Annotated in this window: 30 protein-coding genes and 1 tRNA gene; 13 read left to right on the forward strand and 18 right to left on the reverse strand. The window is 69.8% G+C overall.

The genetic code is table 11. The features are described from left to right. Nucleotides 1–31 precede the first annotated feature (31 nt). The 6 genes from MCBMB27_RS00465 to map all read right to left on the reverse strand — a co-directional run bounded on the left by MCBMB27_RS00465 (nt 32) and on the right by map (nt 5,801). A complete protein-coding gene (locus MCBMB27_RS00465; RefSeq protein WP_075379622.1) occupies nt 32–784 on the reverse strand; it encodes a proteasome-type protease in 753 nt (250 codons plus the stop codon). A 44-nt stretch (nt 785–828) separates the two neighbouring features. Continuing rightward, on the reverse strand, nt 829–1,656 hold the full coding sequence (locus MCBMB27_RS00470; protein ID WP_043356055.1) for a transglutaminase family protein: 828 nt from the start codon (nt 1,654–1,656) through the stop codon (nt 829–831). Between the two features lie 21 nt (nt 1,657–1,677). After that, nucleotides 1,678–2,625, reverse strand: a complete 948-nt coding sequence (locus MCBMB27_RS00475) for an alpha-E domain-containing protein (protein ID WP_043356057.1) — start codon at nt 2,623–2,625, stop codon at nt 1,678–1,680. Between the two features lie 65 nt (nt 2,626–2,690). Then, nucleotides 2,691–4,124 carry a circularly permuted type 2 ATP-grasp protein gene (locus tag MCBMB27_RS00480; protein WP_043383289.1) on the reverse strand — a complete coding sequence of 478 codons (1,434 nt, stop codon included), beginning with the start codon at nt 4,122–4,124 and terminating at the stop codon, nt 2,691–2,693. Nucleotides 4,125–4,220: 96 nt separating this feature from the next. Continuing rightward, nucleotides 4,221–4,934, reverse strand: coding sequence for a RadC family protein (radC, locus tag MCBMB27_RS00485; protein WP_051045073.1), 714 nt, complete (start codon nt 4,932–4,934; stop codon nt 4,221–4,223). Between the two features lie 39 nt (nt 4,935–4,973). Continuing rightward, nucleotides 4,974–5,801 carry a type I methionyl aminopeptidase gene (gene map / locus MCBMB27_RS00490; RefSeq protein WP_043356063.1) on the reverse strand — a complete coding sequence of 276 codons (828 nt, stop codon included), beginning with the start codon at nt 5,799–5,801 and terminating at the stop codon, nt 4,974–4,976. Nucleotides 5,802–6,000: 199 nt separating this feature from the next. Between map and MCBMB27_RS00495 the strand changes: the two genes are divergently transcribed. From MCBMB27_RS00495 to MCBMB27_RS00510, 5 genes are all read left to right on the forward strand, one after another. Further along, complete coding sequence (locus tag MCBMB27_RS00495; RefSeq protein ID WP_043356067.1) at nt 6,001–6,258, forward strand: zinc-finger domain-containing protein; 258 nt, start codon at nt 6,001–6,003, stop codon at nt 6,256–6,258. Between the two features lie 12 nt (nt 6,259–6,270). After that, nucleotides 6,271–7,464 carry an FAD-dependent monooxygenase gene (locus tag MCBMB27_RS00500; protein ID WP_075379623.1) on the forward strand — a complete coding sequence of 398 codons (1,194 nt, stop codon included), beginning with the start codon at nt 6,271–6,273 and terminating at the stop codon, nt 7,462–7,464. A 33-nt stretch (nt 7,465–7,497) separates the two neighbouring features. Then, nucleotides 7,498–7,584, forward strand: a tRNA-Leu gene (locus MCBMB27_RS00505). Between the two features lie 52 nt (nt 7,585–7,636). After that, nucleotides 7,637–7,855 carry a hypothetical protein gene (locus tag MCBMB27_RS29340; protein ID WP_124263037.1) on the forward strand — a complete coding sequence of 73 codons (219 nt, stop codon included), beginning with the start codon at nt 7,637–7,639 and terminating at the stop codon, nt 7,853–7,855. Between the two features lie 103 nt (nt 7,856–7,958). Beyond that, the gene (locus tag MCBMB27_RS00510; protein ID WP_075379624.1) at nt 7,959–8,207 is read left to right on the forward strand and encodes a flagellar protein; all 249 of its coding nucleotides are present in this window, start codon (nt 7,959–7,961) and stop codon (nt 8,205–8,207) included. On the opposite strand, the gene MCBMB27_RS00515 is transcribed toward MCBMB27_RS00510, so the two are convergent. From MCBMB27_RS00515 to MCBMB27_RS00530, 4 genes are all read right to left on the reverse strand, one after another. Beyond that, nucleotides 8,197–8,895, reverse strand: a complete 699-nt coding sequence (locus MCBMB27_RS00515; RefSeq protein WP_075379625.1) for a YoaK family protein — start codon at nt 8,893–8,895, stop codon at nt 8,197–8,199. The genes MCBMB27_RS00510 and MCBMB27_RS00515 overlap by 11 nt on opposite strands. Nucleotides 8,896–9,006: 111 nt before the next feature. Next, entirely contained in the window at nt 9,007–9,378 is a 372-nt protein-coding gene (locus MCBMB27_RS00520) for a hypothetical protein (RefSeq protein WP_043755691.1), read from the reverse strand. A 106-nt stretch (nt 9,379–9,484) separates the two neighbouring features. Then, on the reverse strand, nt 9,485–9,718 hold the full coding sequence (locus tag MCBMB27_RS00525) for a hypothetical protein (RefSeq protein ID WP_043383304.1): 234 nt from the start codon (nt 9,716–9,718) through the stop codon (nt 9,485–9,487). Between the two features lie 149 nt (nt 9,719–9,867). Next, nucleotides 9,868–10,503, reverse strand: a complete 636-nt coding sequence (locus MCBMB27_RS00530; RefSeq protein WP_051976090.1) for a carboxymuconolactone decarboxylase family protein — start codon at nt 10,501–10,503, stop codon at nt 9,868–9,870. Nucleotides 10,504–10,666: 163 nt separating this feature from the next. Here MCBMB27_RS00530 and hrpB point away from each other — a divergent pair, with 163 nt between their 5' ends. From hrpB to MCBMB27_RS00565, 7 genes are all read left to right on the forward strand, one after another. After that, on the forward strand, nt 10,667–13,132 hold the full coding sequence (gene hrpB / locus MCBMB27_RS00535; protein WP_075379626.1) for an ATP-dependent helicase HrpB: 2,466 nt from the start codon (nt 10,667–10,669) through the stop codon (nt 13,130–13,132). A gap of 47 nt (nt 13,133–13,179) precedes the next feature. Continuing rightward, the gene (locus tag MCBMB27_RS00540; RefSeq protein WP_075379627.1) at nt 13,180–13,605 is read left to right on the forward strand and encodes a PaaI family thioesterase; all 426 of its coding nucleotides are present in this window, start codon (nt 13,180–13,182) and stop codon (nt 13,603–13,605) included. A 74-nt stretch (nt 13,606–13,679) separates the two neighbouring features. Beyond that, complete coding sequence (locus tag MCBMB27_RS00545; protein WP_075381838.1) at nt 13,680–14,903, forward strand: SMP-30/gluconolactonase/LRE family protein; 1,224 nt, start codon at nt 13,680–13,682, stop codon at nt 14,901–14,903. A gap of 294 nt (nt 14,904–15,197) precedes the next feature. Continuing rightward, entirely contained in the window at nt 15,198–15,782 is a 585-nt protein-coding gene (locus tag MCBMB27_RS00550; RefSeq protein WP_075379628.1) for a DUF1285 domain-containing protein, read from the forward strand. Then, the gene (locus tag MCBMB27_RS00555) at nt 15,779–16,450 is read left to right on the forward strand and encodes a CoA pyrophosphatase (protein WP_043351712.1); all 672 of its coding nucleotides are present in this window, start codon (nt 15,779–15,781) and stop codon (nt 16,448–16,450) included. Before MCBMB27_RS00550 ends, MCBMB27_RS00555 begins: the two co-directional genes overlap by 4 nt. 10 nt (nt 16,451–16,460) lie before the next feature. Next, the gene (locus tag MCBMB27_RS00560; protein WP_043755696.1) at nt 16,461–16,718 is read left to right on the forward strand and encodes a DUF6111 family protein; all 258 of its coding nucleotides are present in this window, start codon (nt 16,461–16,463) and stop codon (nt 16,716–16,718) included. Next, nucleotides 16,715–17,953, forward strand: a complete 1,239-nt coding sequence (locus tag MCBMB27_RS00565) for a CCA tRNA nucleotidyltransferase (protein WP_083683299.1) — start codon at nt 16,715–16,717, stop codon at nt 17,951–17,953. The genes MCBMB27_RS00560 and MCBMB27_RS00565 overlap by 4 nt, the downstream gene beginning before the upstream one ends. A gap of 7 nt (nt 17,954–17,960) precedes the next feature. Here MCBMB27_RS00565 and MCBMB27_RS00570 read toward each other — a convergent pair whose 3' ends face one another. From MCBMB27_RS00570 to MCBMB27_RS00600, 7 genes are all read right to left on the reverse strand, one after another. Next, nucleotides 17,961–18,362, reverse strand: coding sequence for a F0F1 ATP synthase subunit epsilon (locus MCBMB27_RS00570; RefSeq protein WP_043383318.1), 402 nt, complete (start codon nt 18,360–18,362; stop codon nt 17,961–17,963). 149 nt (nt 18,363–18,511) lie between these two features. Then, nucleotides 18,512–19,966 carry a F0F1 ATP synthase subunit beta gene (gene atpD, locus MCBMB27_RS00575; protein WP_043383320.1) on the reverse strand — a complete coding sequence of 485 codons (1,455 nt, stop codon included), beginning with the start codon at nt 19,964–19,966 and terminating at the stop codon, nt 18,512–18,514. Nucleotides 19,967–20,008: 42 nt separating this feature from the next. Continuing rightward, nucleotides 20,009–20,899 carry a F0F1 ATP synthase subunit gamma gene (locus tag MCBMB27_RS00580; RefSeq protein ID WP_043351709.1) on the reverse strand — a complete coding sequence of 297 codons (891 nt, stop codon included), beginning with the start codon at nt 20,897–20,899 and terminating at the stop codon, nt 20,009–20,011. Between the two features lie 134 nt (nt 20,900–21,033). Further along, complete coding sequence (atpA, locus tag MCBMB27_RS00585) at nt 21,034–22,566, reverse strand: F0F1 ATP synthase subunit alpha (RefSeq protein WP_043383323.1); 1,533 nt, start codon at nt 22,564–22,566, stop codon at nt 21,034–21,036. Between the two features lie 54 nt (nt 22,567–22,620). After that, the gene (locus MCBMB27_RS00590; protein WP_043356492.1) at nt 22,621–23,193 is read right to left on the reverse strand and encodes a F0F1 ATP synthase subunit delta; all 573 of its coding nucleotides are present in this window, start codon (nt 23,191–23,193) and stop codon (nt 22,621–22,623) included. 217 nt (nt 23,194–23,410) lie between these two features. Beyond that, nucleotides 23,411–24,100, reverse strand: coding sequence for a DsbA family protein (locus MCBMB27_RS00595; RefSeq protein ID WP_043383325.1), 690 nt, complete (start codon nt 24,098–24,100; stop codon nt 23,411–23,413). A 107-nt stretch (nt 24,101–24,207) separates the two neighbouring features. Next, entirely contained in the window at nt 24,208–24,834 is a 627-nt protein-coding gene (locus MCBMB27_RS00600) for a 2-hydroxychromene-2-carboxylate isomerase (RefSeq protein WP_043383327.1), read from the reverse strand. 201 nt (nt 24,835–25,035) lie between these two features. Here MCBMB27_RS00600 and MCBMB27_RS00605 point away from each other — a divergent pair, with 201 nt between their 5' ends. Next, nucleotides 25,036–26,274 carry an argininosuccinate synthase gene (locus tag MCBMB27_RS00605; protein ID WP_075379629.1) on the forward strand — a complete coding sequence of 413 codons (1,239 nt, stop codon included), beginning with the start codon at nt 25,036–25,038 and terminating at the stop codon, nt 26,272–26,274. 32 nt (nt 26,275–26,306) lie between these two features. Here the strand turns inward: MCBMB27_RS00605 and MCBMB27_RS00610 are convergent, their stop codons facing one another. Continuing rightward, entirely contained in the window at nt 26,307–26,951 is a 645-nt protein-coding gene (locus MCBMB27_RS00610; RefSeq protein WP_043356500.1) for a hypothetical protein, read from the reverse strand. Nucleotides 26,952–26,953: the final 2 nt, after the last annotated feature.

Genomic DNA, 26,953 nt, shown 5'->3' on the forward strand with positions numbered 1-26,953 from the left:
GAATCCTCGCGCAAGTCCTAACGCGCAAGCCCTATTTGTCCGCCGGCCCGTAAGGCGGCCGCGGGATGGCCCGATGCGCGGCCCGGAGCGCCGCCGACCAGCGCTCGCGCAGGTCGTGGAAGTAGCCCTCACCAGCCTCGATCCGGTGATTCACTTCCAGCGTCAGCGCGTTCCGGCGAACCAGGGCGATGTCGATCGGCAGCCCCACGCCGAGATTCGACCGCATGGTCGAATCCATCGAGACGAGGCTGACCTTCAGGGCGTCGTACAGCTCGGTCGTGTATCTCACCGCCCGGTCGAGGATCGGCTTGCCGTACTTGTGCTCGCCGATCTGAAGGAAGGGCGCATCGGTGCTGCACTCGATGAAATTGCCGGCCGAATAGATCAGGTACAGACGCATCTCGCCATTCCCGATCTGGCCGCCGAACAGCAGCGAGATCGAGAACCGGATGCTGGCCGCCTCGAACCCGTCCTTCTCGATCGCCCGCACCCGTCGGATGGCCCGGCCGATCAGCTGCGCGGCCTGGAACATGGTCGGCGCTTCGACGAGCTTCTGCGGCGGCTCGTCGTCCTCCTCGCCGGGCACGCCCTCCTGAAGCATGCTGAGAACAGACTGGGTGATCGAGAGATTACCGGCCGAGGCGAGCATCATCACCCGCTCGCCCGGTACGTTGAAATGGTGCAGCTTTCGGTAGGTCGAGATATCGTCGAGCCCCGCATTGGTGCGGGTGTCGGCGACCATCACCAGCCCTTCCTCGACCAGGACACCGACGCAGTAGGTCATCGTCTTCGGGTTCTCCTACGGCCGGCGGACCGGTGTCTGAACGATCAGGATTGGGCGGCGGTCCTGCCTTGCTCGACCCGGAGCTTCACGTCCAGTGTTTCGGTGCCACCCCCCGTGCGGCTGCCGCGGATCGGGGCCGCGCCGAGATAGTCCAGGCCCGTTGCGACGCGGATGTAATTGTCCGAGGGGCTGACGTCGTAGCACGGATCGAACGCCACCCAGCCGAGATCCGGCACCAGGGCCTCGACCCAGCCATGGGGCGCCTCGACATCCGCCTGCCCGTCGTCCCGGGCCCGGTAACCGGCCACGTAGCGGGCCGGGATGCCGATGTGGCGGGCGGCGGCAAGGAAGACGTGGGCGAGATCCTGGCAGACGCCGCTCCCGGCCGCGAAGGCCTTGGCGGCTGGAACCGCGCTGGAGGCGGGGCCGGGCTCGTAGGTCACCGCGCCGCGGACGGCGCCCATCAGCCTGTGGAGGAGAGCCAGAACCGCACCGTCGCCCTCCGCGGCGACGCGTTCCGCGAAGGCGTGCAGCTCGGGGCTCGCCGCGCACAGATCCGTGTCGCGCAGGAAGAACTGATCCGGCAGGCGCTCCACAGTGCCGCGCACGACACCGTTCGTGTCATCGGTATCGACCTCGCCGGTCACGCGGATGGTGAGGGCATCGGCCGGCTCGTCCGGCGTGAACCAATGGACGACATTGCCGAACCCGTCCTCGCGGGCGGTGAGCCGCCCGTCGATGGTGGTGTCGATCCGCCACGTGCGGACGTATTGGCCGTCATGATCCCGGGGCGTCAGCCTCAGGACCTGCACGAGCCCGCGGGCCGGCTGCTCGTAGGTGTAGATGGTCTCGTGAACCACGCGGATGCGCATGCGCTGTCCTGTCCGTCTCGTTCAGCCGACCAGATACTGCTTGGCGATCGCCTCGCCCACCCTGTTGTTCTCGGCAATGAACGCTTCGACGAATTCGTGCAGCCCTGAGGCGAAGACTCGGTTGATATCCTCGCCTTCCAGTTTCGCCAGCATGTTGCCGGCGAGCCGCTGGCTCGGGCCCCGGCGCCCGTAGGCGTCGGCGATGAGATCCAGATACTCGACGATCACGCCGTAGCAGTTGGCGAAGGAGCGCGGCATCTGCTTGTTGAGCATCAGCAGGTCGGCCACCAGCAGCGGCTTGACGCTCTCGCGATACACCCAGTGATAGGCATTGAACGCCGAGACTTCGCGCAGGATCGTGGTCCACTGGAAGTAGTCGAGGCTGCCGCCCACCGTCTCGTCGTGCGGCAGCAGGATCTGGTACTTCACGTCGAGGATGCGGGCGGTGTTGTCGGCCCGCTCGATCGCCGTGCCGAGCCGTGTGAACCAGAAGGCGTCGTTGCGCAGCATCGTCCGGAAGGCCGAGCCATCGAAGGTCAGCGAGACGGTCTTCACCCAGTCGAGGAAGCGGCCGAATTCGTCGCGGTTGAGGTCCTTGCCGGCGTAGTTGCGCAGCTCCAGCCACGCGCCGTTGATCGCGTCCCACATCTCGGTGGTGAGCGCCGTGCGCACCGAGCGGGCATTCTCGCGGGCCGCCTCGATGCAGGAGCGGATCGAGGACGGGTTGTGCGGGCTGAAGGCCAGAAAATCGCAGACCGTGTCGGCGTTCACCGCACTGTAGTGCGTCTTGAACGCGTCCGGGTCGCCGGCCGAGGCGAGGGCGGATTCCCACTCGTTGCTCCCGCCGCCGCCGTAGCTCGTCGGCAGCGAGGCGAAACGGTGGGCCGCATCGAGGATACGGGCGACGAAGTCGGCCCGCTCCACGTAGCGCGAGAGCCAGAAGAGATTGTCGGCAGTCCTGGAAAGCATCGGTCTTCAGCCAAGTCGTGCGGACCACGGTGTCCGCGCCTCGGAACGTCCGGACGTCGCGGACCTTAGGCGTCGAGCACCCAGGTGTCCTTCGTGCCACCGCCCTGGCTGGAATTGACCACCAGGGACCCTTCCTTCAGCGCCACCCGGGTCAGACCGCCCGGCACGATCCGGATCTTGTCCGCCCCGCACAGCACGAAAGGCCTCAGGTCGACGTGACGGGGCGCAACGCCGGAGGCCACGAAGGTCGGGCAGGTGGAGAGCGAGAGAGTCGGCTGGGCGATGAACCCGTCGGGCGCGTGCTTGAGCTTTCGGGCGAAGTCGTCCAGCTCGCGCTTGCTGGCGTGCGGGCCGACCAGCATGCCGTAGCCGCCCGAACCGTTGACTTCCTTCACCACCAACTCGGAGAGGTTGTCCATCACGTACGCGAAGGCGTCCTTCTCGCGGCAGCGATAGGTCGGCACGTTGTGCAGGATCGGCTCCTCGCCGGTGAAGAATTTCACGATCTCCGGCATGTAGCTGTAGACGGCCTTGTCGTCCGAGATGCCGGTGCCGACCGCGTTCGCCAAGGTGACGGAGCCGCGCTCGTAGGCGTTCATCAGGCCGGGCACGCCGAGCACCGAATCGGGCCGGAAGACCAGCGGGTCGAGGAAATCGTCGTCGAGGCGGCGGTAGATCACATCGACCTTTCGCGGCCCCTCGGTGGTGCGCATGTAGACCACGTCGTCCTTGGTGAAGAGGTCGGATGCCTCCACCAGCTCGACGCCGAGCTTGTCGGCCAGGAACGAGTGTTCGTAGAACGCGGAATTGTACCGGCCGGGCGTCAGCAGCACGACCGTGGGGTCCCGGGTCGTCGAGCCCGGCGCGAGGCTGCGCAGGGTTGCGAGCAGGGAGTCCGGGTAGTTCTCCACCGGCGCGACCCGGTGCTTGGAGAACAGGTCCGGGAACAGGCGCAGCATCACCTCCCGGTTCTCCAGCATGTAGGAGACGCCCGACGGGATCCGGGCATTGTCCTCCAGGACGAAGAAGTCGTTCTCGCCGGTCCGCACGATGTCGATGCCGGCGATGTGGACGTAGAGGTCGTGGGGGACCCGGAAGGACCGCATCTCCATGCGGTAATGGGCGTTCCGGTAGACGAGATCGGCCGGGATGATGCCGGCCTTGATGCACTCCTGGGCGCCGTAGATATCCTTCAGGAACAGGTTGATGGCGGTGACCCGCTGCTTCAGCCCACGCTCCAGGAAGGCCCATTCCGGCTTGGTGATCACCCGGGGAATGATATCGAACGGGATCAGGCGCTCGGTCGACTCGTTGTCGCCGTAGACCGCGAAGGTGATGCCGATCCGTCGGAAGAGCAGCTCGGCCTGGCTGCGACGGGTGTTGAAATGCTCGGGTGGCGTGGATTCCAGCCAGGCCTTGAGCTGGCCATAGGCGTCACGGACGGCAGCCGGATCGGATGCGCCGATCCCGTTCATCTCGTCGAAGGCCGTCACCGCCATCTCACTCCTCCCGTACGCTCCCGCTTCTGAGGCAAGAGGCGCGCCATTCATTCATGGCTATATCCGCAGGCGATAACGCTCAAGGCGGCCGGAGGATCAGATGAGCTTCAGGCCTTTCAGGCTAGCGTGACCGTTGCGGCCGAGGATCACGTGATCGTGCACCACGATCTTCAGCGGCGCCAGGACGGTCACGATCTCGCGGGTCATCGCCACGTCGGCGGCGGACGGGGCCGGATCGCCGGACGGATGATTGTGGGCCAGGATGATCGCGGTCGCCGACAGTTCCAGCGCCCGGCGGGCGACCTCGCGGGGATAGACCGGTGTGTGGTCGACGGTGCCGCGCCCCTGCACCTCGTCCGCGATGAGGTGGTTGCGCTTGTCGAGGAACAGGATGCGGAATTCCTCGCGCGGCGCGAACGCCATGGTGGCGCGCAGGTACTCATGCAGCGCGCTCCATGATGCCAGAAGCGCGCGCTCGCGGATCGCACCGCGGGCAAGCCGCCGGCCCGCCGCCTCGATCACCTTGAGGTCCGAGGCGACCCCGGCGCTCACCCCTTCCACCTCCAGGAGCCGCGCCGGCTCGGCGCTGACCACCTCGGCGAAGCTGCCGAACCGGGCGACCAGCGCCTTGGCGAGCGGCTTCACGTCGCGCCGCGGGATCGCCCGGAACAGGACGAGTTCCAGCAATTCGTAATCGGGGAGCGCGTCGCCGCCGACCGTCGCGAACTTCTCCCGCAGGCGGTCCCGGTGGCCGTGGTAGTGCGGCGGCTCCTTCTCCACGGACGACGGGACGGCACTGTCAGCGAACAGCCCCGCCTCACCCTCGTCCGGCCCCGGCGCCACGGCCGGTCAGGCCGCCGGGTTGACGGGCTGGTGCAGCCCCTTCGGCGAGACCGTGAAGATCTCGACGCCGGTCTCGGTGACGCCGACGGTGTGCTCGAACTGGGCGGAGAGCGAACGGTCGCGGGTCACGGCGGTCCAGCCGTCGCCCAGCACCTTCACGGCGGGGCGCCCGAGATTGATCATCGGCTCGATGGTGAAGAACTGGCCGGGCTTGAACGGCACGTCGTAGCTCGCCTCGACGTAGTGCAGGATCGTGGGCGCGTCGTGATAGGTGCGTCCGAGCCCGTGTCCGCAGAAGTCGCGCACCACCGAGCAGCGCTCACTCTCGGCAAAGGATTGGATCGCCCGGCCGATGTCGTTGGTCGAGCCGCCGGGCTTCACCGCCGCGACGCCGCGCATCAGCGCCTCGTAGGTGATCTCGCACAGGCGCTGGGCCTTGCGCGGCACCTCGCCGACATAGGCCATGCGGCTCGAATCACCGTGCCAGCCGTCGAGGATCAGGCAGATGTCGAGGTTGACGATATCGCCCTCGCGCAGGGGCTTGTCGTTGGGGATGCCGTGGCAGACCACGTGGTTGATCGAGGTGCAGATCGACTTCGGATAGCCGCGATAGAGCAGCGAGGCCGGATAGGCGCCGTGATCCATGGCGAAGGTGTAGGCGAGCTTGTCGAGTTCCTCGGTGGTGACGCCGGGCTGCGTCGCCTCCATGAGCAGGTCGAGGGCCTCGGCGGTGAGGCGCCCGGCCCGGCGCATGCCCTCGAAGCCCTCGGGACCGTGAATCGGCGGTTCCGGGGCGCGGCGCGCACCCTGCGCACTGGCCTGTTCCTGCTGCATGGTCGGGACTTTTTCGCGGCGTCGTCAATCGGGCGTCGCTCTATGTACGGTGCGGCGCGCTGGAGGCCAAGCCGCGTCCGATGCAGGAGGAGCGAGGCTTGCGCCGGCTGCGGGGCTGGCGGCATAAGCGGCCGCGAGGCGCCCGGGCGCGCGCGGGCAGATTCGCCGCGCGATCGGTCACGGGGCAGGCGAGGGCCGGATGGCAGGCAAGGCGGTACCGCACTTCCACAACGAGCCGGGCGTGCCGGTGATCACCGTGGGCGTGAAGGAGTTCATGTGCATCGGCGCGCTGCCGCCGTTCGACCACCCGCACGTGTTCCTCGACATGGGCGCCGACAACGAGATCATCTGCCAGTACTGCTCGACGCTCTATCGCTACCGGGCCGGCCTGAAGGCCGACGAGGCGGAGCCGCAGGCCTGCGTGTGGCGGGACGACGCCAAGCTCGCGGCGGAGTAGGCGCCGCCCCCCGTGCCCTCTGACAGGCCATCTCTGCGGATCGGGATCGTCGGTGCCGGGATCGGCGGGCTGACGGCGGCTTTGGCGTTGTCGGATGCCGGCCATGCCGTGACGGTGATCGAGCGCCGGACCGGCTTTAGCGAGGTCGGGGCCGGGATTCAGATCTCGCCCAATGCGAGCCGGGTTCTGGCCGGCCTCGGTCTCTCGGCCGCCCTGCGCCGGGCGGCGAGCGAGCCGCCGTCGGTGGAGATCCGGGCCCTCGACAGCGGCCGCCGCATCGGCAGCGTGGCGCTCGGCGCGCAGGCGCAGGCGCGCTTCGGCGCGCCCTACTACGTCATCCACCGCGCAGACCTGCAGACCCTGCTCCTCGACGCGCTGCGCAGTCGTTCGGCGATCCGACTGATGATGGGCCGCACCGTGACGGCCGTCGCCCAGACACCGTCCGAGGCCGCCCTCACCGTCGAGGGCGCGAGCGGTGCCCAGGATGTCGCCTTCGACCTCGCGATCGGTGCGGACGGGATTCGGTCGCGCCTGCGCGCCAATCTCGATTCGGCGCCGCTTCGCCCGGGCCAAGCCGCAGCGTGGCGGGCGCTGATCCCCATGGAGGCGGTACCGGAGGAGTTGCGCGGCGCCGCGACCGGGCTCTGGCTCGGCCGCGGCCGGCACGTGGTGCATTACCCGGTGCGGGACGGCCAGTTCCTCAACGTCGTGGCGGTCGTTCCCGAGGCGGTGAGCGACGAGGGCTGGGGCCGCCTCGGGGAGCCGGCCGTCCTGCGCGGGCATCTGCGCGGCTGTGCCGGGCCGCTGCGCGACCTTCTGAGCCTTCCGGATTCCTGGCTGGTCTGGTCGCTCGCCGACCGGGCCGTGGCGCGTCCGCTCGCTCGCGACCGGGTCGCGCTGATCGGCGACGCCGCCCATCCGGTCCTACCCTACCTCGCGCAGGGGGCGGCCCTGGCGATCGAGGATTCCGCAGTCCTGACGCGTGCCCTCGCGGACCATGCGGATGTGCCGGCGGCGCTCGCCGCATTCTCGGGCGCGCGGACCGGCCGGGTGCGACGCGTCCAGAAGGCGGCACGGAGCAACGGCCGCACCTATCATGCCGGCGGCGTGGTGGCGCTCGTGCGCAACGCCGTGATCGCCCGGCTCGGCCCGGACGGCATGCGCGACCGCTACGCCTGGCTCTACGGCTGGACGCCCCCCGCTTGATCGGGCCCGCCGCCCCCGCTACCGAGGGCGCATGCGGACGTGGCGGAACCGGTAGACGCACGAGACTTAAAATCTTGCGGCCGCAAGGCCGTGCGGGTTCGAGTCCCGCCGTCCGCACCACCCCGCCATCGCGACGCGCCCGTCCGTGCGGTCGCAACCGGTTCGCAGCCCCGTGAAACCCAGCCCGCGCACCGCCCGTCGGACCGGGGCGCCGGAGGAGAATGGCGTGGTCTACGTGCTCATCATCATGCTGGCCGGCTCGGGCTCCGCGATCGGATCGGTCGAGTTCAACAGCAAGCAGGCCTGCGAGGCCGCCGCGAAGCAGATCGCCGAAGCGGAGCGGCCCTATGGCGGGGCCTCCCCGGTCACCGTGTGTGCGCCGCGGGGTTGAGACGCCTGCGGCGCGGGTCGGCCGGGATCGGTCGCATTTGAGCGATCACCGAAACCGGCTCTTGTCGTCTCCCTGCCAGGATCGCCCGCGGGGAGATTCCGACATGATCGACGCCCTTCAGACCGCCACGACCGGCATGACCCGGGCCACCGACCGGCTCGGGACGGCGGCCGAGACCATCGCGGCGAGCGGTGCCCCGGTCGGCGACACGGCTCTGCCGCCCGCCGCCCAGGTGGATCTCACGAGTGCCGCCGCGGATCTGGTCGGGTCCAAATCGGCCTTCGCGCTCAATGCCGCGGTGGCGCGCACCGCCGACCGCATGATGGGCCAGCTTCTCGATATCAGCGCCTGAGGGCGGGCAGGGCGAGGCAGGCCAGGATCGCGGCCGCCGCGAACAGCAGCGCCACGCCGACGAGCCGATACGCGACCACACCCACCAAGCCGCCGCCCAGGAAGGCGCCGACGGTCAGCAGATACAGCCGCAGCCGCGCCGGATCATGCGGCTTCAGCCGATCGGACGCGGATGCGTCGCGGTCCAGCCAACGCGCGAGCTCGATCCCGATATCGGTGATCATGCCGGTCACGTGCGTGGTCCGCACCCGCGCCTCGGAGATCTTGGTCACCGCCGCATTCTGCAAGCCCAGGATGAAGCTCAGGCCGAGGACCAGGGTGTGGCTCCGAACCGGCTCGGCAAGCGGCAGGACGAGCAGGCCCACGGCGACGAGGAGGAGCGCCTCCGCGCAGACGCTGTAGGCATATGCGCCGGGACCGGCCTTCCGGCGGCGGCGCCGGATCATCAACGTCGAGGTCGTTGCCCCGAGCACGAACAGGACCACGAGCAGGCAGGCCTGCGCGGCGAGGACGAGATCGCCCGTGCCTGTGCGGTCGGAGATCGCCGAGACGTTCCCGGTCATGTTCGAGGCGTAGAGGCCGACGGCGTAGAACCCGGCGGTGTTCAGCGCGCCGGCCACCCCCGCGAGCGACAGGGCGAGCGCCCTGTCGGCCGCCGGGCTGCGCGTCTCGCCTTCGTGGATCAGCATGGAAGCGTCGGTTGAGTGTCGGAGGCCGAATCGGCCCGATGCCGCCGCCGTCTTAAGCCACGCGCCCGGGCGCCGTCACGGCACCCGGAGCGCCCCTGGGCTCACTAAAACTCACCAGCCGCGATAACCGTAGCCGCCATCCCAGTCACCGTGCCAGTGGCGGGCGGGGCCGTAGCCGACAGGAACCCGCTCGTACGTCACGGTCCGGCGTGTGGCGTAGACCGGCGCATCCTCCTCGTAGACGCGGTAGACCGGGGCCGGCCGTACCGCCACCGGGGCGGGGGCGTAGCCGTAATCGGCATAGCCATAGCCGTAACCAGGCGCCGCATGGGCCTGGGTTGCGGCGCCGATCAGCGCGCCGGCCGCGAGGCCGCCGATGATGCCCGCCGCGATGGCGCCGCCGCCGCGGGCTTCGGCGGTCGTGGAGGCCAGGGAGCCCGCGCCGATCAGCGCGGCGGCCGAGAGCAGAGCGATGCGTGTCATGACCTGTCTCCAGAAAACCGGGGACCGCCTGCGGCGTCCCGGATCACGAGAGAGACAGTGCCAAACCCGCGCTGCACCGAAGCTGAAGCCGCCCTGCAGCAACTGTTCAGCTTGTCGGCGCGCCCTCCGGATCCGGGGCGGTCCGGATGTACCCGCGGGAGATCAGGCGGCTGCGCTCACGGGTGCGCCGCTCGGCCTCCATCAGGTCGGACAGAGCGTCGGCGATCGCGCACCGCAGGGCGATGCCGGCATCGCCGCCGGCAAAGCCGAGATACGCGGTGCTGATCGCCTCGACGGGGCACACGTGATCATCGCGCTGGGCCAGGACCTGGGTCAGCATCGGGTTCTCCTTCGTTGCGTCCGGGAACGAAAAGAGAACAAGCCATACGGGTTAACGTTCCGTCAACGTCGCCCCGGCGGTTCGCGCAACGCCCTCCGAACCCTGTGGAAAACACCGATTTCCCAGCTGACGGCTGTGGATAAGCCGGCTCACTCGGGCAGGCGCGGCAGGGGCTTGCCGTCCGCGGGAATCGCATAGCGCGCCGCATTCAGCTCCATGGCCAGGAACGTGTAGTAGCCCGAGATCGCCGCCAGATCGACGACACCGGGCTTGCCGAACCGGGCCTCGGCCCGCGCGAAGGTCGCGTCGGAGACGCGCTTGGTGTCCTGCAGTTCCGCGGTGAAGTCGTAGACGATGGTCTCGTCGTCGCTCATCTTCGCAGGCCGGCGGCCGTCGCGGATCGCCGCGATGATCTCGGGGGCGATACCGGCCTTCTCGGCGATCGGCGCGTGGACGTACCATTCGTAATCCTGCGTCCAGCGGCGGGCGGTCATCAGGATCACCAGTTCCGAGAGCGTGGTGCCGATCTTCGGCTTGAAGCGCAAGTAGTCGCCCATCGACCGGGCCAGCGTCATCACCTCCGGGGAATACATGAGCGGTTCGAACGGCCCGAAGGGCGGCTTGCCCCGGGCCTGCGCGAAGGCCTCGGCCGCCTGCTTCTGCTCGGGGCTGTAGTCCTTCGGCGGGATGGTCGGCAGCCGGTCCTGCGCCTGCGCGGCGGCCGTCGCCAGCGGCAGGGCCAGGGAGAGGGCGGCGAGCGTCAGCGCGCGGCGGAAGGGGTTCATCGGTTCTCTCATTCTGGGTGTTGTGCCGTCAGGCCGCACGATCGCGGCAGCGCCGTCCATATGCCAGGGTCCGCACGGCGAAGACCGTGTCGAAACCCGCGCGGCGTCACGGGCCCGCCAAGCCGGTTGCGCTCGACGCCGCGCCGCGCCATCAGCGGCCGCGATGGCCGGCTCCGCATCCATGCTGCCGATCGAGGCGGCGCTCCCCGATCTGCGTCGCGCGCTCGCCGCGCGGAATGCCGCCGTCCTGGTAGCCCCTCCCGGAGCCGGCAAGACGACCCGCGTGCCCCTGGACCTGCTGGGGGCGCCCTGGCTCGACGGGCGCAGGATCATCCTGCTCGAGCCGCGCCGCCTCGCCGCCCGGGCAGCGGCCGCCCGCATGGCGCAGACGCTCGGCGAGCCGGTCGGCGGGACCGTCGGCCTTCGGGTCCGCCTCGGCTCGAAGATCTCGGCGCGGACGCGGATCGAGGTCGTCACCGAGGGCGTCTTCACCCGCATGATCCTGGACGATCCGGAACTCTGCGGGATCGGCGCGGTCCTGTTCGACGAGTTCCACGAGCGCTCCCTGGACGCCGACCTGGGCCTCGCGCTGGCGCTCGACGCGCAGGCCGGCCTTCGGGAGGATCTGCGGATCCTCGTCATGTCGGCGACCCTCGACGGCGCCCGGGTCGCGCGGCTGCTGGACGACGCGCCCGTGGTCGCCTCCGAGGGCCGCGCCTTTCCGGTGGAGACCCGATACGCGGAGCGCGATCCGAACCGGCGGATCGAGGATTCGATCGCCGAGGTGACGCTGAGGGCCCTGCGGGCGGATCCCGGTTCGATCCTGGTGTTCCTGCCCGGACAGGCGGAGATCCGCCGGACCGTCGACCTGCTGGCCGAGAAGGTCGGACCGGACGTGCAGCTCGCGCCCCTCTACGGGGCGCTGACACCCGCCGAGCAGGACCGCGCCGTCGCCCCGGCGGCCGCCGGAACCCGGAAGGTCGTTCTCGCGACCAGTATCGCCGAGACCTCGCTGACCATCGAGGGCGTCCGGATCGTGGTCGATTCGGGACTGGCTCGGGTTCCGGTCTACGAGCCGGGCCTGGGCCTGACCCGTCTGGTCACGGCCCGTGCCTCCCGCGCCTCGGTGGACCAACGCCGCGGCCGCGCCGGCCGCACCGAGCCGGGCCTGTGCTGGCGCCTCTGGTCCGAGGCCGGCACCAACGCCCTCGAACCGTTCACGCGGCCGGAGATCCTGTCCGCCGACCTCGCCGGGCTGCTCCTCGACTGCGCCGCCTGGGGCGTGACCGATCCGGGCACGCTCGCCTTCCTCGACCCGCCCCCCGCGCCGGCCCTGACGGAGGCCCGCGCCCTGCTGACCGAACTGGGGGCGCTCGATGCCGATGGGCGCCTGACGCCGGTCGGCGCGCGCCTGCGAGCCCTGCCGCTGCCGCCGCGGCTCGCCCGTATGGTGACGGTCGCGGCCGGAAACGGCCACGCACGGGCCGCCGCCGACCTCGCCGCCGTGCTGGTGGAGCGCGGCCTCGGGGGGGACAGTCTCGACCTCGACGAGCGGGTCGAGCGGTTCCGCCGCGACCGCGGCGGACGCGCCGCCGACATGCGCCGGCTCGCCGACGGCTGGGCCCGGATCGCCGGGGCAGGAAATTCCACGCTCCCGGATGCCGGCCCGGTCGCCGCCGGCCCGCTCCTGGCGCTCGCCTATCCCGACCGGGTGGCCCGGGCGCGCGGCCGCGACGGCGAGTTCGTGATGGCGAGCGGACGGGCCGGTCGCCTCGACCCGGCGAGCCCGCTCGCCCGCGAAACCTATCTGGTGATCGCCGATCTGGCGGGATCGGCCGCGAGCGCCCGGATCCTGGCCGCGGCGGCGATCGGGGCCGAGGCGATCGAGCGCCTCTTCGTCGACCGGATCGACTCGCGCACCGAGATTGCCTTCGACCCGCAGGCCGCCGCCCTGCGGGCGCGGGCGGTCCGGCGACTCGGCGCGGTCAGTCTCGGGTCACGGCCGCTGCCGGTGCCGTCCGATCCGGAAAGCGCCGAGATCCTGGCGCGGGGCATCGCCGATCTCGGGATCGAGCGACTGCCGTGGACGCCGGCCCTGGCGCAATGGCGCGCCCGGGTGATTTTCCTCCACGCCGCCGAGGGCGACACCTGGCCGGACCTGTCGGACGCGGCGCTGGCCGGAACCGCGGAGACGTGGCTGGCGCCGTCCCTCGTGGGGCGCGCCGCCCTCGCGTCGGTCACCGCGGACGATCTCGCCGGCGCCCTCCAGAACCTGGTGCCCTGGGCGCTGCGCGCCCGGCTGGACGCGGAGGCGCCGACCCACGTGGAGGTCCCGACCGGCTCGCGCATCCCGGTGGATTACACGGCCGAGGAACCGGCCCTGGCCGTCCGGGTCCAGGAGCTCTTCGGCCTCGACCGGCATCCCCGCGCCGGTGGACGCCCGCTCGTCCTGCACCTGCTGTCGCCGGCCCAGCGGCCGATCCAGATCACCCGCGATCTGCCCGGGTTCTGGCGCGGATCCTGGGCGGCGGTGCGGTCCGAGATGCGCGGCCGCTATCCGCGCCATCCCTGGCCGGAGGATCCGCTCAGCGAGGCGCCGACCCGCCGGGCCAAGCCGCGCGGAACCTGACGGCCGCAACGCCCTTCCTCCGCATCGACACCAACGGATCGGACGCGATGACCACGGACACGACCGCTTTCGACCCCGAAGCCGCCGGCTGGGCGCTGGTGGAGGACAAGGGCTTCATCGCCCATGTCGGTCCGCTTCATGTCCGCGGCACCGACGGCGCCTACGCGTTTCGGGCCGAGCAGAAGCACGCCAACCTGATCGGCGTGGTCCATGGCGGCATGCTCATGAGCTTCGCCGACCGCGCGCTGGGCGAGACCGCGATGCAGGCCGCGGGCGGCGCCAATTGCGTGACGATCCAGCTGGAGATGAAGTTCATCGATGTCGGCCGCCTCGGCGACTGGATCGAGATCCGGCCGCAGGTGGTCAAGCGCACCGGCTCCCTCGTGTTCATGCGTGGCGACGTCCGCGACGACACGCGCCTCCTGGCCTCGGCGGACGGCGTGTGGAAGATCCTGCGCCGCCGCCCGGATTGACCATCTTAGGACATCTGTCCTAGCTTGCCGCCGCGCGTCGCGGCGTTCCGACCGAATGCGCAATGGAGGATCGCATGCGATCGTCGCAGACCGACACATCCGGCGTCGAGGCGAAGCGCGGTCCGGCTCGACCCTCCCGACGCGCGATCCTCGCGGGGTTGGCGGCCTTCGCCGCAACGCCCGACGGAGCGGAGGCGCAACCCGAGCCGCCCAGCACGGTGACCAATCCGCCGCGCGACTTCCGGCCCGGCGCGGCCCCCACCACCTACTTTACCGATCCGGACGTCGTCGCGGTCGACCCGGCCTTCGAACCCTACATCGTGCCGAACAGCGCCATCCGCCGGCTCTGGACCGGCGCCCTCTGGGCGGAGGGGCCGGCCTGGAACGCCGTCGGCCGCTACCTCGTCTGGAGCGATATCCCCAACAACCGGCAGATGCGCTGGCTGGAGGAAGACGGGCACGTCTCAGTCTTCCGGATGCCAAGCAACAACGCGAACGGCAACAGCTTCGATCATCAGGGGCGGCAGATCAGCTGCGAGCACGCCACCGGTCGGGTCGTGCGCTACGAACTCGACGGGGCGGCGACGATCCTGGCCGATGCGTTCGACGGCAAGCCGCTCAACTCGCCCAACGATGTGGTCCAGCATCCGGACGGCGCCTACTGGTTCACCGATCCGCCCTACGGCGCGCTGCTCTACGAGGGGCTGCCGGACGCGGCGGGCGGCCCGAGCAATCCGCAGGGCCATCTCGACCCGCGGCTCGGCCAGCCGGCCGGGACAGCGCCCCGGCGGCGGGTGCTGCCCAACGCGGTCTACCGCATCGACCCGTCGGGGCGGATCGACCGGGTGCTCACCGACGATGAGGTGCCCGATCCGAACGGCTTGTGCTTCTCGCCCGATCACCGGACGCTCTACGTCTGCTCCACGGGGAAGGGACCGGGGGATACGGGGCCCGGCGGCAAGGGCGAGATCTACGCCTTCGATGTCGGAGGCGGGGCCTTACTCTCGAACAAGCGCCTGTTCTCGGATTGCATCGTGGACGGCGTGAAATGCGGCCCCGACGGCCTGCGGGCCGATGTCGATGGCAATCTCTGGATCTCGAGCAATGCCGGCCGGGCCGTAGGCTACAACGGCGTCACCGTCTGGTCGCCGAAGGGCAAGCTCATCGGACGGATCCGCCTGCCGGAGGTGTGCGGGAACCTCACCTTCTGCGGCCCGAAGCGCAACCGCCTGTTCATGGCGGCCAGCCAGTCGCTCTATGCGCTGACGGTGAACACGCAGGGTGCAGGGCCGGCCTGAGGATTCGGGTGCGCCCCGCAGCGCTCCGCGGCGGCAGGCGACCCACCACTCACGCCCTCTCGCTGGGGTGCCCGCGGCAGTGGGCCTCGAACGAACAGCCCGCGTGTGATCCCAGAAGCCCTCCGTCGAGGCATCCCCGCCGGGGCCTCAGGACGAGGGCGCGGATCGGTGAGCCGGCCTTCGCGCATGCGTGCGTCGGGCCGGACAACGCGGCCCTGCGATCGGGACCGGATCCGGCGGGATCCTTCGGCCGGCCATGGCTGACGGCGCACCGGCACGCTATCTGTCATGGGTATGAGCGTGGATCCCGCCCCCGACCCGACCTTGAGCCGCCTCAGCGCGGCCCTCGGGGACCTTCCCAAGCGCGGCCTGCCGCCCGTGGAACGCTGGGACCCGCCCTTTTGCGGCGCCATCGACATCCGCATCGCCGCCGATGGAACGTGGCACCACAACGGTTCGCCGATCCGGCGGGACAAGCTGGTCAAGCTGTTCGCCAGCATCCTGCGGCGCGAGCCGGATGGCCGGACTGTCCTGGTCACGCCGGTGGAAAGCGTCGGGATCACCGTCGAGGATGCGGCCTTCGTGGCCGTCGAGATGGCCGTCGACGGCACGGGAGCGGACCGGCGCCTCTCCTTCCGTACCAATGTCGACGATCTGGTGAGCGTCGACGCGGAGCACGCCCTGCGCTTCGAGGAGGGGCCGGACGGTGCCCTGAAGCCCTACCTCCATGTCCGCCGCGGGCTGTGGGCGCTCGCGACCCGGGCGCTCACCTACGACCTTGTGGATCTCGCCGAGGAACGCCTCGTCGACGGGAGGCCCTGGCTCGGCCTGTGGGCTGGCGGCACCTTCCACACCATCGCACCGGTCGCCGCCGCGTGAGCGACCCGCTCGCCGAGTTTCTCGCCCGCGCTGCGGCCGGCCTGTCGCCGGATCCGCCGGGACCGGACGATCCGACCTCCAATCCCCGCGGCGACCACAGCCTCGATCCGGATGGCACGGCCGTGATGCCGCCGCCACCCCATCGCCGGGCCGCAGTCCTCGTCCCGGTCGTGCGCCGCGCGGACGGTCCGAGCCTCATCCTCACCATGCGGGCGGCCAACCTGCGCGACCATTCCGGACAGGTCGCGCTGCCGGGGGGCAAGATCGATCCCACCGATCCCGGCCCCGCGGATGCGGCCCTGCGGGAGGCCTTCGAGGAGATCGGGCTGCTGCCCGCGGCCGTGCGGCTGCTCGGCTATCTCGACCCGTACCTCTCGGGCACCGGATTCCTCGTGACCCCGGTGATCGGCTTGGTCGATTCCGAGGTAACCCTGACGCCGAACCCTGCCGAAGTGGCCGATGTCTTCGAGGTGCCATTCCCGATTCTTATGGATCCGGAACGCTATCGCCTGCGCTCCCGCGCCTGGCAGGGCCGCGAGCGCTGGTTCTACGCCTTGACCTACGGCGAGCGGCTGATCTGGGGTGTCACTGCCGGGATCCTGAACAATCTCCGGGAACGGCTCTATCCGGAAACGGAGTCGGGCGACGTCGGTCGCCCGGCGCGATAGGCTGCCAGGCATGCTGCGCCGCGTCCTCGAAGAGTTTGGCCTCTTCCTCGTCCCCTTCGCCCTCTTCCTGGTCTACCTGCTGCTGTCCGGCCGCAACCCTCTGCGCCGGGTGCACTGGGACCCGCACCTGTTCCGCCTCGTCCTGGCCGGGCTGGCGGTGGTGATCGGCACGCTCGTCTACGAGGGGCTGTTCTCCGAGCGTCGCCCGGCGGGCTACGTGCCCACCCACATGGAGAACGGCCGCCTCGTACCCGGTGGATTCCGGTGAACCGCGCGCTCGACCAAGCCGGTCTCATGGCCTTGCTCGACCGCCCGGGCGTGCGCCGCGTGCTCGCGGCCCTGGATGCCCCCGGTGCCGAGACCCGCCTGGTCGGCGGCTGCGTGCGCGACGCGCTGCTCGGCGTGCAGACCGCCGACATCGATATGGCGACCACCCTGCGGCCCGAGGCGGTGATGCATGCGGCGCAGCGGACGCGCGGCCTCAAGGCGGTGCCGACCGGGATCGAGCACGGGACGATCACCCTGGTGACCGAAGATGGGCCCATCGAGGTCACAACCCTGCGCGAGGACGTCGAGACCGACGGACGGTACGCCGTCGTCCGCTTCGGCACGGACTTCCTCCGCGATGCCGAGCGCCGGGACTTCACGATCAACGCGCTCTCGCTCGGTGCGGACGGAACGCCGCACGATCCGGTGGGCGGCCTGCCCGATCTCGAAGCCGGGCGGGTGCGCTTCATCGGCGATCCGGCGACCCGCATTCGCGAGGACGCCCTGCGGATCCTGCGCTTCTTCCGCTTTCAGGCGCGTTTCGGCGCCGGGGCGCCCGATGCGGCGGCGCTCGCCGCCTGTGTGGCCGCGCGGGACAGTCTGGACCGGCTCTCCCGCGAGCGCGTGCGGGCGGAGTTCCTGAAGCTGCTGGCGGCCTCCGGCGTTCCGGCCATGGTGGCGACGCTGAGTGCGACCGGCCTGCTGCAGCGGATCACCGGCGGCGTCGGTGAACTCGGGCGGCTGGAGCGCGCCGCCGCTGCGGGATTGTCTCCGGTGATGCGCCTCGCGGCCCTCTCGGTCGGGGCTCGGCACGACGCGGATCAGCTGCGCGAGCGGCTGCGTCTCTCGAAGAGCGAGCACGGACAGCTCATCGGCTACGCGGAAGCGCTGGCCGATCTCCACGGACGTGCGGTGCTGGATGGGGTCGCGGCGCGGGCGCTTGCGGCCGGGCACGGCCTGTCGCGGCTGGCAGACGTGCTGGCGATCCTGGCGGGAGAGCCGAGGCCTGCCGTAACGGAGACGGCGATCAGCGCCTTTGAAACCCTCAAGGGGGAGGGGGCGTCGCCGGCCTTTCCCCTGGCGGGGGCGGATCTGGTCGCGGCCGGCGTGGCGCCGGGTCCCGGGATCGGGCGTGGGCTGGCCACCGCGCGGAAAGTCTGGCTGGAGTTGGGCTGCCCGACGGATGCCGAGGCGCGGGCCGAACTCCTGGCGCGGGCGCTGGAGGGCGCCCGCTGAACGAGGCTCAGAGCTTCAGGAGCGCCTTGGTCTCCTGGAGCTGGACGATCTGGCCGTTCAGCTCCTCGCGCTTCTGCAGATCCTCGGTGGCGTCACGCTGCATCTCGATGGCCTCGATGTCGCGGTCGAGGGATTCGTGCGTCAGCTCCTCGATCGGCGCAGCACGCTCGGCGAGCACGGTCACGGCCGTCGGCCCGATATCGGCGAAGCCGCCGCGAACGTAGATCCGCTTGCCGCTGCCCTGGCTCTCGGTGACCACGATGACGCCGACCCGCAGGGAGGTCAGCACGGGCGCGTGGCCCGGCAGCACCGTCATCTCGCCCTCGACGCCGGGCAACTGCACGGCGCTCACCTCGCCGGAATACAGCGTCCGCTCGGGGCCGACGAAATCGAAGTGGAAGGTGGCCATCTCAGGACGATCCCGGATCCGCAACAAGCTCTCCTCCCCGTGCGGGGAGGAGTTGGAGGTGGGGGTGGTTCAGGATGGAGCGCAGCGGCTTCGCCTGCACCATCCCCACCCCCGATCCCTCCCCGCGAGGGGGAGGGGAGGGCGTCGTCTTACGCGGCCTTCATCTTCTTGGCCTTCTCCTGGGCCTCCTCGATGGTGCCGACCATGTAGAAGGCCGCCTCCGGGAGGTCGTCGTAGTCGCCGTTCACAAGGCCCTTGAAGCCCTTGATGGTGTCCTCGAGGGCGACCTGCTTGCCCGGCGAGCCGGTGAACACTTCGGCCACCGAGAAGGGCTGCGAGAAGAAGCGCTCGATCTTGCGGGCGCGGGCCACGGTCAGCTTGTCCTCCTCGGACAGCTCGTCCATGCCCAGGATCGCGATGATGTCCTGGAGGGCCTTGTAGCGCTGCAGGGTCTGCTGCACCCGGCGGGCGACGTCATAGTGCTCCTCGCCGAGGATGGTCGGCGACAGCATGCGCGAGGTCGAGTCCAGCGGGTCCACCGCCGGGTAGATGCCCTTCTCGGCGATCGAGCGCGACAGCACGGTCGTGGCGTCGAGGTGGGCGAACGAGGCGGCCGGCGCCGGGTCGGTCAGATCGTCGGCCGGCACGTAAATGGCCTGCACCGAGGTGATCGAGCCCTTGGTCGTGGTGGTGATGCGCTCCTGCAGGGCGCCCATGTCGGTGGCCAGCGTCGGCTGGTAGCCCACCGCCGACGGGATGCGGCCGAGAAGCGCCGACACCTCGGAGCCCGCCTGCGTGAAGCGGAAAATGTTGTCGACGAAGAACAGCACGTCCTGGCCGTCGTCGCGGAACTGCTCGGCGATGGTCAGGCCGGTCAGGGCGACGCGCGACCGGGCGCCGGGCGACTCGTTCATCTGGCCATAGACCAGGGCGCACTTGGAGCCCTCGGCGGAGCCATGCTCCTTCGGGTCCACGTTCACCTTGGACTCGATCATCTCGTGATAGAGATCGTTGCCCTCGCGGGTGCGCTCACCCACGCCGGCGAACACCGAGTAGCCCGAGTGCACCTTGGCGATGTTGTTGATCAGCTCCATGATCAGCACGGTCTTGCCGACGCCGGCGCCGCCGAACAGGCCGATCTTGCCGCCCTTCGCGTAGGGGGCGAGCAGGTCCACCACCTTGATGCCGGTGACGAGGATCTGCGCCTCGGTCGACTGCTCGGCATAGGAGGGGGCCGGCTGGTGGATGGCGCGGTAGGTGTCGGCCTGGACCGGACCGGCCTCGTCGATCGGCTCGCCGATGACGTTCATGATGCGGCCGAGCGTGTTCATGCCCACCGGAACCTTGATCGGCTCGCCGGTGTCCGTGCATTCCTGACCGCGGGTCAGGCCCTCGGACGTGTCCATGGCGATGCAGCGGACAGTGTGCTCGCCGAGCTGCTGGGCGACCTCGAGGACGAGGCGGGCGCCGTTGTTCTTGGTCTCGAGGGCGTTCAGGATCTCGGGCAGGTGGCCCTCGAACTGCACGTCGACCACGGGGCCGATAACCTGGGTGATCTTGCCGACCTTGTTGGAGCCGGCGCCGGGGAGTGCGGTGTTCGCCATCGTTAACCTACCCTTCAAGCTGTGCGTTCAGGTGGCGGAGCCTCAGAGGGCTTCCGCACCCGAGATAATCTCGATGAGTTCCTTGGTGATCATGGCCTGACGCGTCCGGTTGTAGATCAGCGTCTGCTTCTTGATCATCTCGCCCGCGTTGCGGGTGGCCGAATCCATGGCGCTCATGCGCGCGCCCTGCTCGGAGGCGGCGTTCTCCAGGAGCGCCCGGTAGATCTGCACCGTCAGGTTCTTCGGCAGCAGCGTCTCGAGGATCGCCTCCTCGGAGGGCTCGAACTCCAGCGCGGCGTTGCCGGCCGCAGCCTTCGCGGTCGTGTCGACCGCGGGCAGCTCCGCGGGGATCAGGCGCTGCGCGGTCGGGATCTGCGAAATGACCGAGCGGAACTCGGAGTAGAACAGGGTCGCGACGTCGAACTCGCCGTTCTCGAAGCGGGTCAGGATCTTGTCGGCGATCCCGGCCGCGAACTCGTAATCCACCGGGCGGTTGCCACGGATGTCCATGCTCTCGACGATCTGGTCGCGGTACTGCCGCCGCAGCGCGTCGAGGCCCTTCTTGCCGACCGTCATGATCTTGACGGTCTTGCCCTCGGCGGCGAGCTTCTGCGCGTATTCGCGCACCGCGAGGCGGACGATCGACGAGTTGAAGGCGCCGGCGAGGCCGCGGTCGCCCGTGCACACGACGAGCAGGTGTGTCTGCTCGGACCCGGTCCCGGACAGGAGCCGCGGGGCGCCGACGCCGCCGACGAGATTACCTGCGAGATTGCCGAGCACGGCCGACATCTTCTCGGCATAGGGACGGCCCGCCTCGGCGGCCATCTGCGCACGGCGCAGCTTGGCGGCGGCGACCATCTGCATGGCCTTGGTGATCTTCTGCGTCGCCTTCACCGAGGTGATGCGGTTGCGCAGGTCCTTCAAACTCGCCATCGGGTGAGGTCCAGGTCCGTTCTATGGGCCTCTCCTTCCCTCGGCGGGAAGGAGCCGGAAATTCGGGCGGTGCAGCGCGGATCGCAATCCCCCTGCACCACCCAAGATCCCTCCCCACGGGGAGGGGCCTCACATCAGCCGATCGACTTGGCGACGCTCTCGACGACGCTCTTCAGCTTGCCGGCGTTCTCGTCCGACAGGTCCTTGGAGGCGGCGATGGAGTCGAGCAGGTCCTTGTGCTTCGAGCGGAGCGTGCTGAGCAGCGCGTCCTCGAACGGGCGGACCTTGCTGACCGGCATCTTGTCCAGATAGCCGTTCACGCCGGCGTAAATCACCGCGACCTGCTCTTCCATCTTCAGCGGCGAGAACTGCGGCTGCTTCAGGAGCTCGGTGAGCCGCGAGCCGCGGTTCAGGAGCGCCTGGGTGGAGGCGTCGAGATCGGAGCCGAACTGCGCGAAGGCGGCCATCTCGCGGTACTGCGCGAGCTCGCCCTTGATCTTGCCGGCGACCTTCTTCATCGCCTTGGTCTGGGCCGAGGAGCCCACCCGCGACACCGAGAGGCCCACGTTCACCGCCGGGCGGATGCCCTGGTAGAACAGGTCGGTCTCGAGGAAGATCTGACCGTCGGTGATCGAGATCACGTTGGTCGGGATGTAGGCCGACACGTCGTTGGCCTGGGTCTCGATGACCGGCAGCGCGGTCAGCGAGCCGTTGCCGGCGGCGTCGCCCATCTTGGCGGCGCGCTCCAGCAGGCGGCTGTGGAGGTAGAACACGTCGCCCGGATAGGCCTCGCGGCCCGGCGGGCGGCGGAGCAGCAGCGACATCTGGCGGTAGGCCACGGCCTGTTTGGAGAGATCGTCATACACGATCACGGCGTGCATGCCGTTGTCGCGGAAGTATTCGCCCATGGCGCAGCCGGCGAACGGCGCGATGAACTGCATCGGGGCCGCGTCGGACGCCGTGGCCGCGATGACGATGGAGTATTCCAGGGCACCTTGGTCCTCCAGCACCTTCACGAACTGGGCCACCGTCGAGCGCTTCTGGCCGATGGCGACGTAGATGCAGAAGAGCTTGGCCTTCTCGTCGCCGCCGGCGGCATGGCCGGGCTTCTGGTTCAGGATCGTGTCCAAGGCGATGGCGGTCTTGCCGGTCTGGCGGTCGCCGATGATCAGCTCGCGCTGGCCGCGGCCCACCGGGATCAGGGCGTCGATCGCCTTCAGGCCCGTGGCCATCGGCTCGTGCACCGACTTGCGCGGGATGATGCCCGGAGCCTTCACGTCGACGCGGCGACGCTCGGTGGAGACGATCGGGCCCTTGCCGTCGATCGGGTTACCGAGGGCGTCGACCACGCGGCCGAGCAGGCCCTTGCCCACCGGCACGTCCACGATGGCGCCAGTCCGCTTGACGGTCTGGCCTTCCTTGATCTCGCGGTCGGAGCCGAAGATCACGATGCCGACGTTGTCCTGCTCGAGGTTCAGGGCCATGCCGCGCACGCCCGACTCGAACTCGACCATCTCGCCGGCCTGGACGTTGTCGAGGCCGTAGGCGCGGGCGATGCCGTCGCCGACGGACAGGACCTGCCCGACCTCGGAGACCTCGGCTTCCTCGCCGAAGTTCTTGATCTGCTCTTTCAGGATCGCGGAGATCTCGGCGGCGCGGATGTCCATACTCGGGCCTCTGTCGCTGATGCGTCTATGCGTGTTCGGATCGGATGGGGGCGCTTAGCGCGCGGCCCGCATCGCGAGGCGGATACCGTTGAGCTTGGTCTTGAGGGAGGCGTCGACCATGCGCGAGCCCATCTTCACGACGAGGCCGCCGATCAGGCTGGGATCGACCACGAGATCGACGTCGACCTCGGCCTTCGCGATGTCGCGCAGCGACGCCTTGATCTCCTCGATCACCGCGTCGGAGGGCTTCTCGGCCACCCGCACCTGGGCGCGGACGATCCCCTTCGAATCCTGAACCAGGCTCCGGAAGGCGCTGATCATGTCCGGGAGGGCGAAGAGCCGCCGGTTCGCGGCCGCGAGGCGGATGAAGTTGCCGGCGAGACCGCCGATTTCCGCCTTTTCGAGCACGGCGCCGATGGCGGCTGCCTGCTCCTCGGCGCTGAAGACCGGGCTGCGGATGAGGCGGCGGAGATCCGCGCTCTCCTTCAGCAGCGTGTCGAATTGATTGAGGGATTGGGCGACCGCGTCGACCTGGCGCTCGTCGCGCGCGAGCTCGAACAGGGCGGAAGCGTACCGGCCCGCCACGCCTGCGACCAGGGGACCAGCCTCGGAACCGTTCTGCGCCACCCGTCGCTCTCTTCTCTGGTTGCCCGCCCGCTCCGCGCGCTCCGGCAGGAGCGCGGTGCGTGACCGTTCGGGACGTGGGATCGTGCCGGCAACGGACAGGGTCAAGACCTGTCCTCGCGGCGCGGCGACCGCCTAGCATGCCAGCATGGCCGCACGCAACACGGCAGGCGCACCGCGCAGCGCGTGACGACGGCGGAAGTGTGACGCCGGAGCTGCCTCAGCAGGCGAGCCGGTCGCAGCGCCGGACGCTGGCGATCATCTGCGCCATGGCGCGCGCGCCCGGATGGCCCAGGATGCCGTTGTTGCCGAGCACGTAGGACGGCGTTGCGTAGAGGCCGAGATCCGCCGCCATGCGCATCTGGCTCTTGAGCGCCGCGCGCACCTCCTCGCTGTCGGCGATCGCCTCGACCTCCGCCTGGGGGATCCCCAGCGCGGCCGCGGCGGCGAGCGCCCCGGGCCCGTCGATGCGGCCGGGCTTGCCGAGCAGCGTCTGATAGAAGCGCCAGGCGGCGTCCGAGCCGAGCATGCGCTGCACGGCCAGCATCACCTTGGCGGCCTGAGCCGATTGCGGCGACAGGATCGGGTTGTGGACAAGCCCGATGCGCAGGTCCGCGTCGCCGGCGTGCAGAGCGACCACGTCGGCGGCGGCCTTCCGGCAATACGGGCAGTTGAAGTCGAAGAATTCGTAGAGCGTGGTCGCGGCGTCCCGCGGTCCCACGTAGGTGACCCCGCGCAAGGCCGGAATCTGCCCGGTGATCTCGCCCGGCAGGATCGAGTTCGCCACCGCCTTGCCGTCATCGCCCGTGACCGCGACGCGCTGGCCATAGGATTGCGCAGCCGCCCGCCCGAAACCCGAACCCAGCAGGATGCCGGCGGCGGCGAGGATCAGGCGACGGGAAACAGGCATGGGACACGTCCAGGGCATCGGGGTCCCGCTCCGGTCGCGCCGAAGCGGAGCGGGACCAGAACCAGGGAGGCGAGTCGGTTTGATGGCATATCGGCGTGACGGTGGCGCTACCGCAGCCCCTTCGGCCGGTCGCCGGTCGCCCAGGCCAGCGCCTGCTCCAGGCGGTCATTGCCCCAGAACAACTCGCCATCATCGGCCAGGAACGTGGGCGCCCCGTAGATCCCACGGGACCGCGCCTCCTCGACGCTGACCCGCAGCTTCGTCTTGTTGGCCTCCGCGGCGGCGGCGCGCACGGTCTGGGTCCCGTCGAGCCCGAGCGAATCGACGATCTGGGCCACGGCCGCGGGCTCCGCGATCGAGCGGCCCTCGGCGAAACTCGCGGTGAACACCGCCTTCGAGAACGGCACGAGCCAGTCCTGGTCCTGGCCCAGGATCGCCACCCGCACGGCACTGAGGCTGTTCTGCGGAAACTGCGCGGGGCGCGTCACTGGCGGCAGGCCGAGCCGTGCAGCTTCGCGCTCGACGTCCCGCCACATGTTCTTGCCCTTGGCCGGGTAGAGATTGAAGGGCGAGGTCGTCCAGCCCTGCGCCGCGAAGAGCGGCCCGACCAGGAACGGGCGCCACCGGATCGCCACGCCCGCCTCGGACGCCGCCGCCTCGACGCGCATCGCGGCGAGGTAGGAGTAGGTGGAGGCGAATTCGTACCAGAACTCCAAAATTGGCTGGCGCGCCATAGACTTCGCTTCTCCGATGCACTCTTGCGGCGATGACGACTGGCAACGCCCGCGCCATTTCTCGCACGGCCGCAAGGCCACCGTGAGGCGAAACGCGGCCGATCTCTCGCCATCAGAGCTACGCGCGAGACGGCGCGCCGGTTGCAGGCCGGTGACACCCGCGATAAGCCGCTGACGCCCCGCCTCAGTTCCGGAAGTCGCATGTCCGTTCCCGCGAAGAGCCCCGTGAAGAAGGTCGTGCTGGCCTATTCCGGCGGCCTCGACACATCGATCATCCTGAAGTGGCTGCAGACCACCTACGGCTGCGAGGTCGTGACCTTCACGGCCGATCTCGGCCAGGGGGAGGAGCTGGAGCCGGCCCGCCACAAGGCGGAGCTGCTGGGCATCAAGCCCGAGAACATCTTCATCGAGGATCTGCGCGAGGAGTTCGTCCGCGATTACGTCTTCCCGATGTTCCGGGCGAACGCCGTCTACGAGGGCGTCTACCTGCTCGGCACTTCGATCGCCCGGCCGCTGATCGCCAAGAAGCAGATCGAGATCGCCGAGAGGGTCGGGGCCGACGCGGTCTGCCACGGAGCGACCGGGAAGGGGAACGATCAGGTCCGCTTCGAACTCGGCTATTACGCCCTGAAGCCGGATGTGACGGTGATCGCGCCCTGGCGCGAGTGGGACCTGCGCTCCCGTGAGCAGCTCATCGCTTTCGCCGAGCAGCACCAGATCCCGATTGCCAAGGACAAGCGCGGCGAGAGCCCCTTCTCGGTGGACGCGAACCTCCTGCACGCCTCATCCGAGGGCAAGGTGCTGGAGGATCCGGCGATCGAGGTGCCGGACTACGTCTACTCGCGCACCCTCTCCCCCGAGGAGGCCCCCGACCAGCCGACCGTCGTCACGATCGGCTTCGAGCGCGGCGACGCGGTCTCGATCGACGGGGAGGCGCTGTCGCCCGCGAACCTGCTGGCGAAGCTCAACGAACTCGGCCGCGCCAACGGCATCGGCCGGCTCGACCTCGTCGAGAACCGCTTCGTCGGCATGAAGAGCCGCGGCATGTACGAGACACCGGGCGGTACGATCCTGCTGCCGGCGCACCGCGCCATCGAATCGATCACCCTCGATCGCGGCGCCGCGCACCTGAAGGACCAGCTCATGCCGCAATACGCGGAGCTGATCTACAACGGCTTCTGGTTCTCACCGGAGCGCGAGATGCTCCAGGCGCTGATCGACAAGAGCCAGGAGAAGGTCACCGGTACGGTGCGGCTGAAGCTCTACAAGGGCGGCGTCCACGTGATCGGCCGCGAGAGCCCGCACTCGCTCTACGACCAGGATCTCGTGACCTTCGAGGAAGGCGCCGTCGCCTACGATCACCGCGACGCGGCGGGCTTCATCAAGCTCAACGCGCTCCGGCTGCGCACCCTGGCACAGCGCAAGAAGCGCGAGGGCTGAGGCTCGCCGGCGCCCGCCGACGCCGCAGCGCGTCAGGCGGGCTGCCAGCCGGCAGCCGACCGCCGGAAGGCGCCGGGCCCGAGATCGGCGTAGCGCAGGAAGATCTGCAGGGCCGGCTGCAGCTCGCGATGGAGGCGCACCAGCCGCGCCTCCGAATCGTCGTCGTCGTTCGCGGCCGCCCCGGCCACCGCGGCGAGATGGCGTGTCATGGCGGCGGTGTAGGAGGCGTCTTCGCCGTAGGGCCGCTGCGGGTCGACGTGCGGAACACCCTGCGCCGCGTTCCAGCCGACGTTGAGCCGGGGGATCAAGGCAAGGTGCTCCGGAGTCACCGCGAAGGTGATGACATCCGGCGTCTCGCCGGTCGCCGCATCCCGGAAAACGTCGCCGACCGCGCCCGGATCGAGCTTCGCCAAGCCATTGTGGTACTGGTATCGACCCGGCTTCAGCTGCGCGTTCTGAACGAAGACGGCGAGGCCGTCCTCGAGCGACCGGTGCTCCTCCTCGGCGCCCTCGTCGTCCCCGGTGACGTTGGCGATGTCGCCGTCGCGATCCAGGCTGCCATAGGGCGCCGCCGGGTGAACGGTCGGCGCCCCGGGCTCGGCGCCATCCCAGGCAACGACCATCCGGCGGATCAGGGCGATGCGCTCCAGGCTCAGGTCGTAGACGGCATCGCTCATCG

Origin of the sequence: Methylobacterium phyllosphaerae (genome assembly GCF_001936175.1) — a bacterium.
Lineage (GTDB): Bacteria > Pseudomonadota > Alphaproteobacteria > Rhizobiales > Beijerinckiaceae > Methylobacterium > Methylobacterium fujisawaense.

Bases quoted from the DNA above. Each gene is read 5' to 3' on its own strand.
- MCBMB27_RS00465 (WP_075379622.1), bottom strand. From the start codon at position 784: ATGACCTACTGCGTCGGTGTCCTGGTCGAGGAAGGGCTGGTGATGGTC.
- MCBMB27_RS00470 (WP_043356055.1), bottom strand. From the start codon at position 1,656: ATGCGCATCCGCGTGGTTCACGAGACCATCTACACCTACGAGCAGCCG.
- MCBMB27_RS00475 (WP_043356057.1), bottom strand. From the start codon at position 2,625: ATGCTTTCCAGGACTGCCGACAATCTCTTCTGGCTCTCGCGCTACGTG.
- MCBMB27_RS00480 (WP_043383289.1), bottom strand. From the start codon at position 4,124: ATGGCGGTGACGGCCTTCGACGAGATGAACGGGATCGGCGCATCCGAT.
- map (WP_043356063.1), bottom strand. From the start codon at position 5,801: ATGCAGCAGGAACAGGCCAGTGCGCAGGGTGCGCGCCGCGCCCCGGAA.
- MCBMB27_RS00495 (WP_043356067.1), top strand. From the start codon at position 6,001: ATGGCAGGCAAGGCGGTACCGCACTTCCACAACGAGCCGGGCGTGCCG.
- MCBMB27_RS00510 (WP_075379624.1), top strand. From the start codon at position 7,959: ATGATCGACGCCCTTCAGACCGCCACGACCGGCATGACCCGGGCCACC.
- MCBMB27_RS00515 (WP_075379625.1), bottom strand. From the start codon at position 8,895: ATGCTGATCCACGAAGGCGAGACGCGCAGCCCGGCGGCCGACAGGGCG.
- MCBMB27_RS00520 (WP_043755691.1), bottom strand. From the start codon at position 9,378: ATGACACGCATCGCTCTGCTCTCGGCCGCCGCGCTGATCGGCGCGGGC.
- MCBMB27_RS00525 (WP_043383304.1), bottom strand. From the start codon at position 9,718: ATGCTGACCCAGGTCCTGGCCCAGCGCGATGATCACGTGTGCCCCGTC.
- MCBMB27_RS00530 (WP_051976090.1), bottom strand. From the start codon at position 10,503: ATGAACCCCTTCCGCCGCGCGCTGACGCTCGCCGCCCTCTCCCTGGCC.
- hrpB (WP_075379626.1), top strand. From the start codon at position 10,667: ATGGCCGGCTCCGCATCCATGCTGCCGATCGAGGCGGCGCTCCCCGAT.
- MCBMB27_RS00540 (WP_075379627.1), top strand. From the start codon at position 13,180: ATGACCACGGACACGACCGCTTTCGACCCCGAAGCCGCCGGCTGGGCG.
- MCBMB27_RS00545 (WP_075381838.1), top strand. From the start codon at position 13,680: ATGCGATCGTCGCAGACCGACACATCCGGCGTCGAGGCGAAGCGCGGT.
- MCBMB27_RS00550 (WP_075379628.1), top strand. From the start codon at position 15,198: ATGAGCGTGGATCCCGCCCCCGACCCGACCTTGAGCCGCCTCAGCGCG.
- MCBMB27_RS00560 (WP_043755696.1), top strand. From the start codon at position 16,461: ATGCTGCGCCGCGTCCTCGAAGAGTTTGGCCTCTTCCTCGTCCCCTTC.
- MCBMB27_RS00570 (WP_043383318.1), bottom strand. From the start codon at position 18,362: ATGGCCACCTTCCACTTCGATTTCGTCGGCCCCGAGCGGACGCTGTAT.
- atpD (WP_043383320.1), bottom strand. From the start codon at position 19,966: ATGGCGAACACCGCACTCCCCGGCGCCGGCTCCAACAAGGTCGGCAAG.
- MCBMB27_RS00580 (WP_043351709.1), bottom strand. From the start codon at position 20,899: ATGGCGAGTTTGAAGGACCTGCGCAACCGCATCACCTCGGTGAAGGCG.
- atpA (WP_043383323.1), bottom strand. From the start codon at position 22,566: ATGGACATCCGCGCCGCCGAGATCTCCGCGATCCTGAAAGAGCAGATC.
- MCBMB27_RS00595 (WP_043383325.1), bottom strand. From the start codon at position 24,100: ATGCCTGTTTCCCGTCGCCTGATCCTCGCCGCCGCCGGCATCCTGCTG.
- MCBMB27_RS00600 (WP_043383327.1), bottom strand. From the start codon at position 24,834: ATGGCGCGCCAGCCAATTTTGGAGTTCTGGTACGAATTCGCCTCCACC.
- MCBMB27_RS00605 (WP_075379629.1), top strand. From the start codon at position 25,036: ATGTCCGTTCCCGCGAAGAGCCCCGTGAAGAAGGTCGTGCTGGCCTAT.
- MCBMB27_RS00610 (WP_043356500.1), bottom strand. From the start codon at position 26,951: ATGAGCGATGCCGTCTACGACCTGAGCCTGGAGCGCATCGCCCTGATC.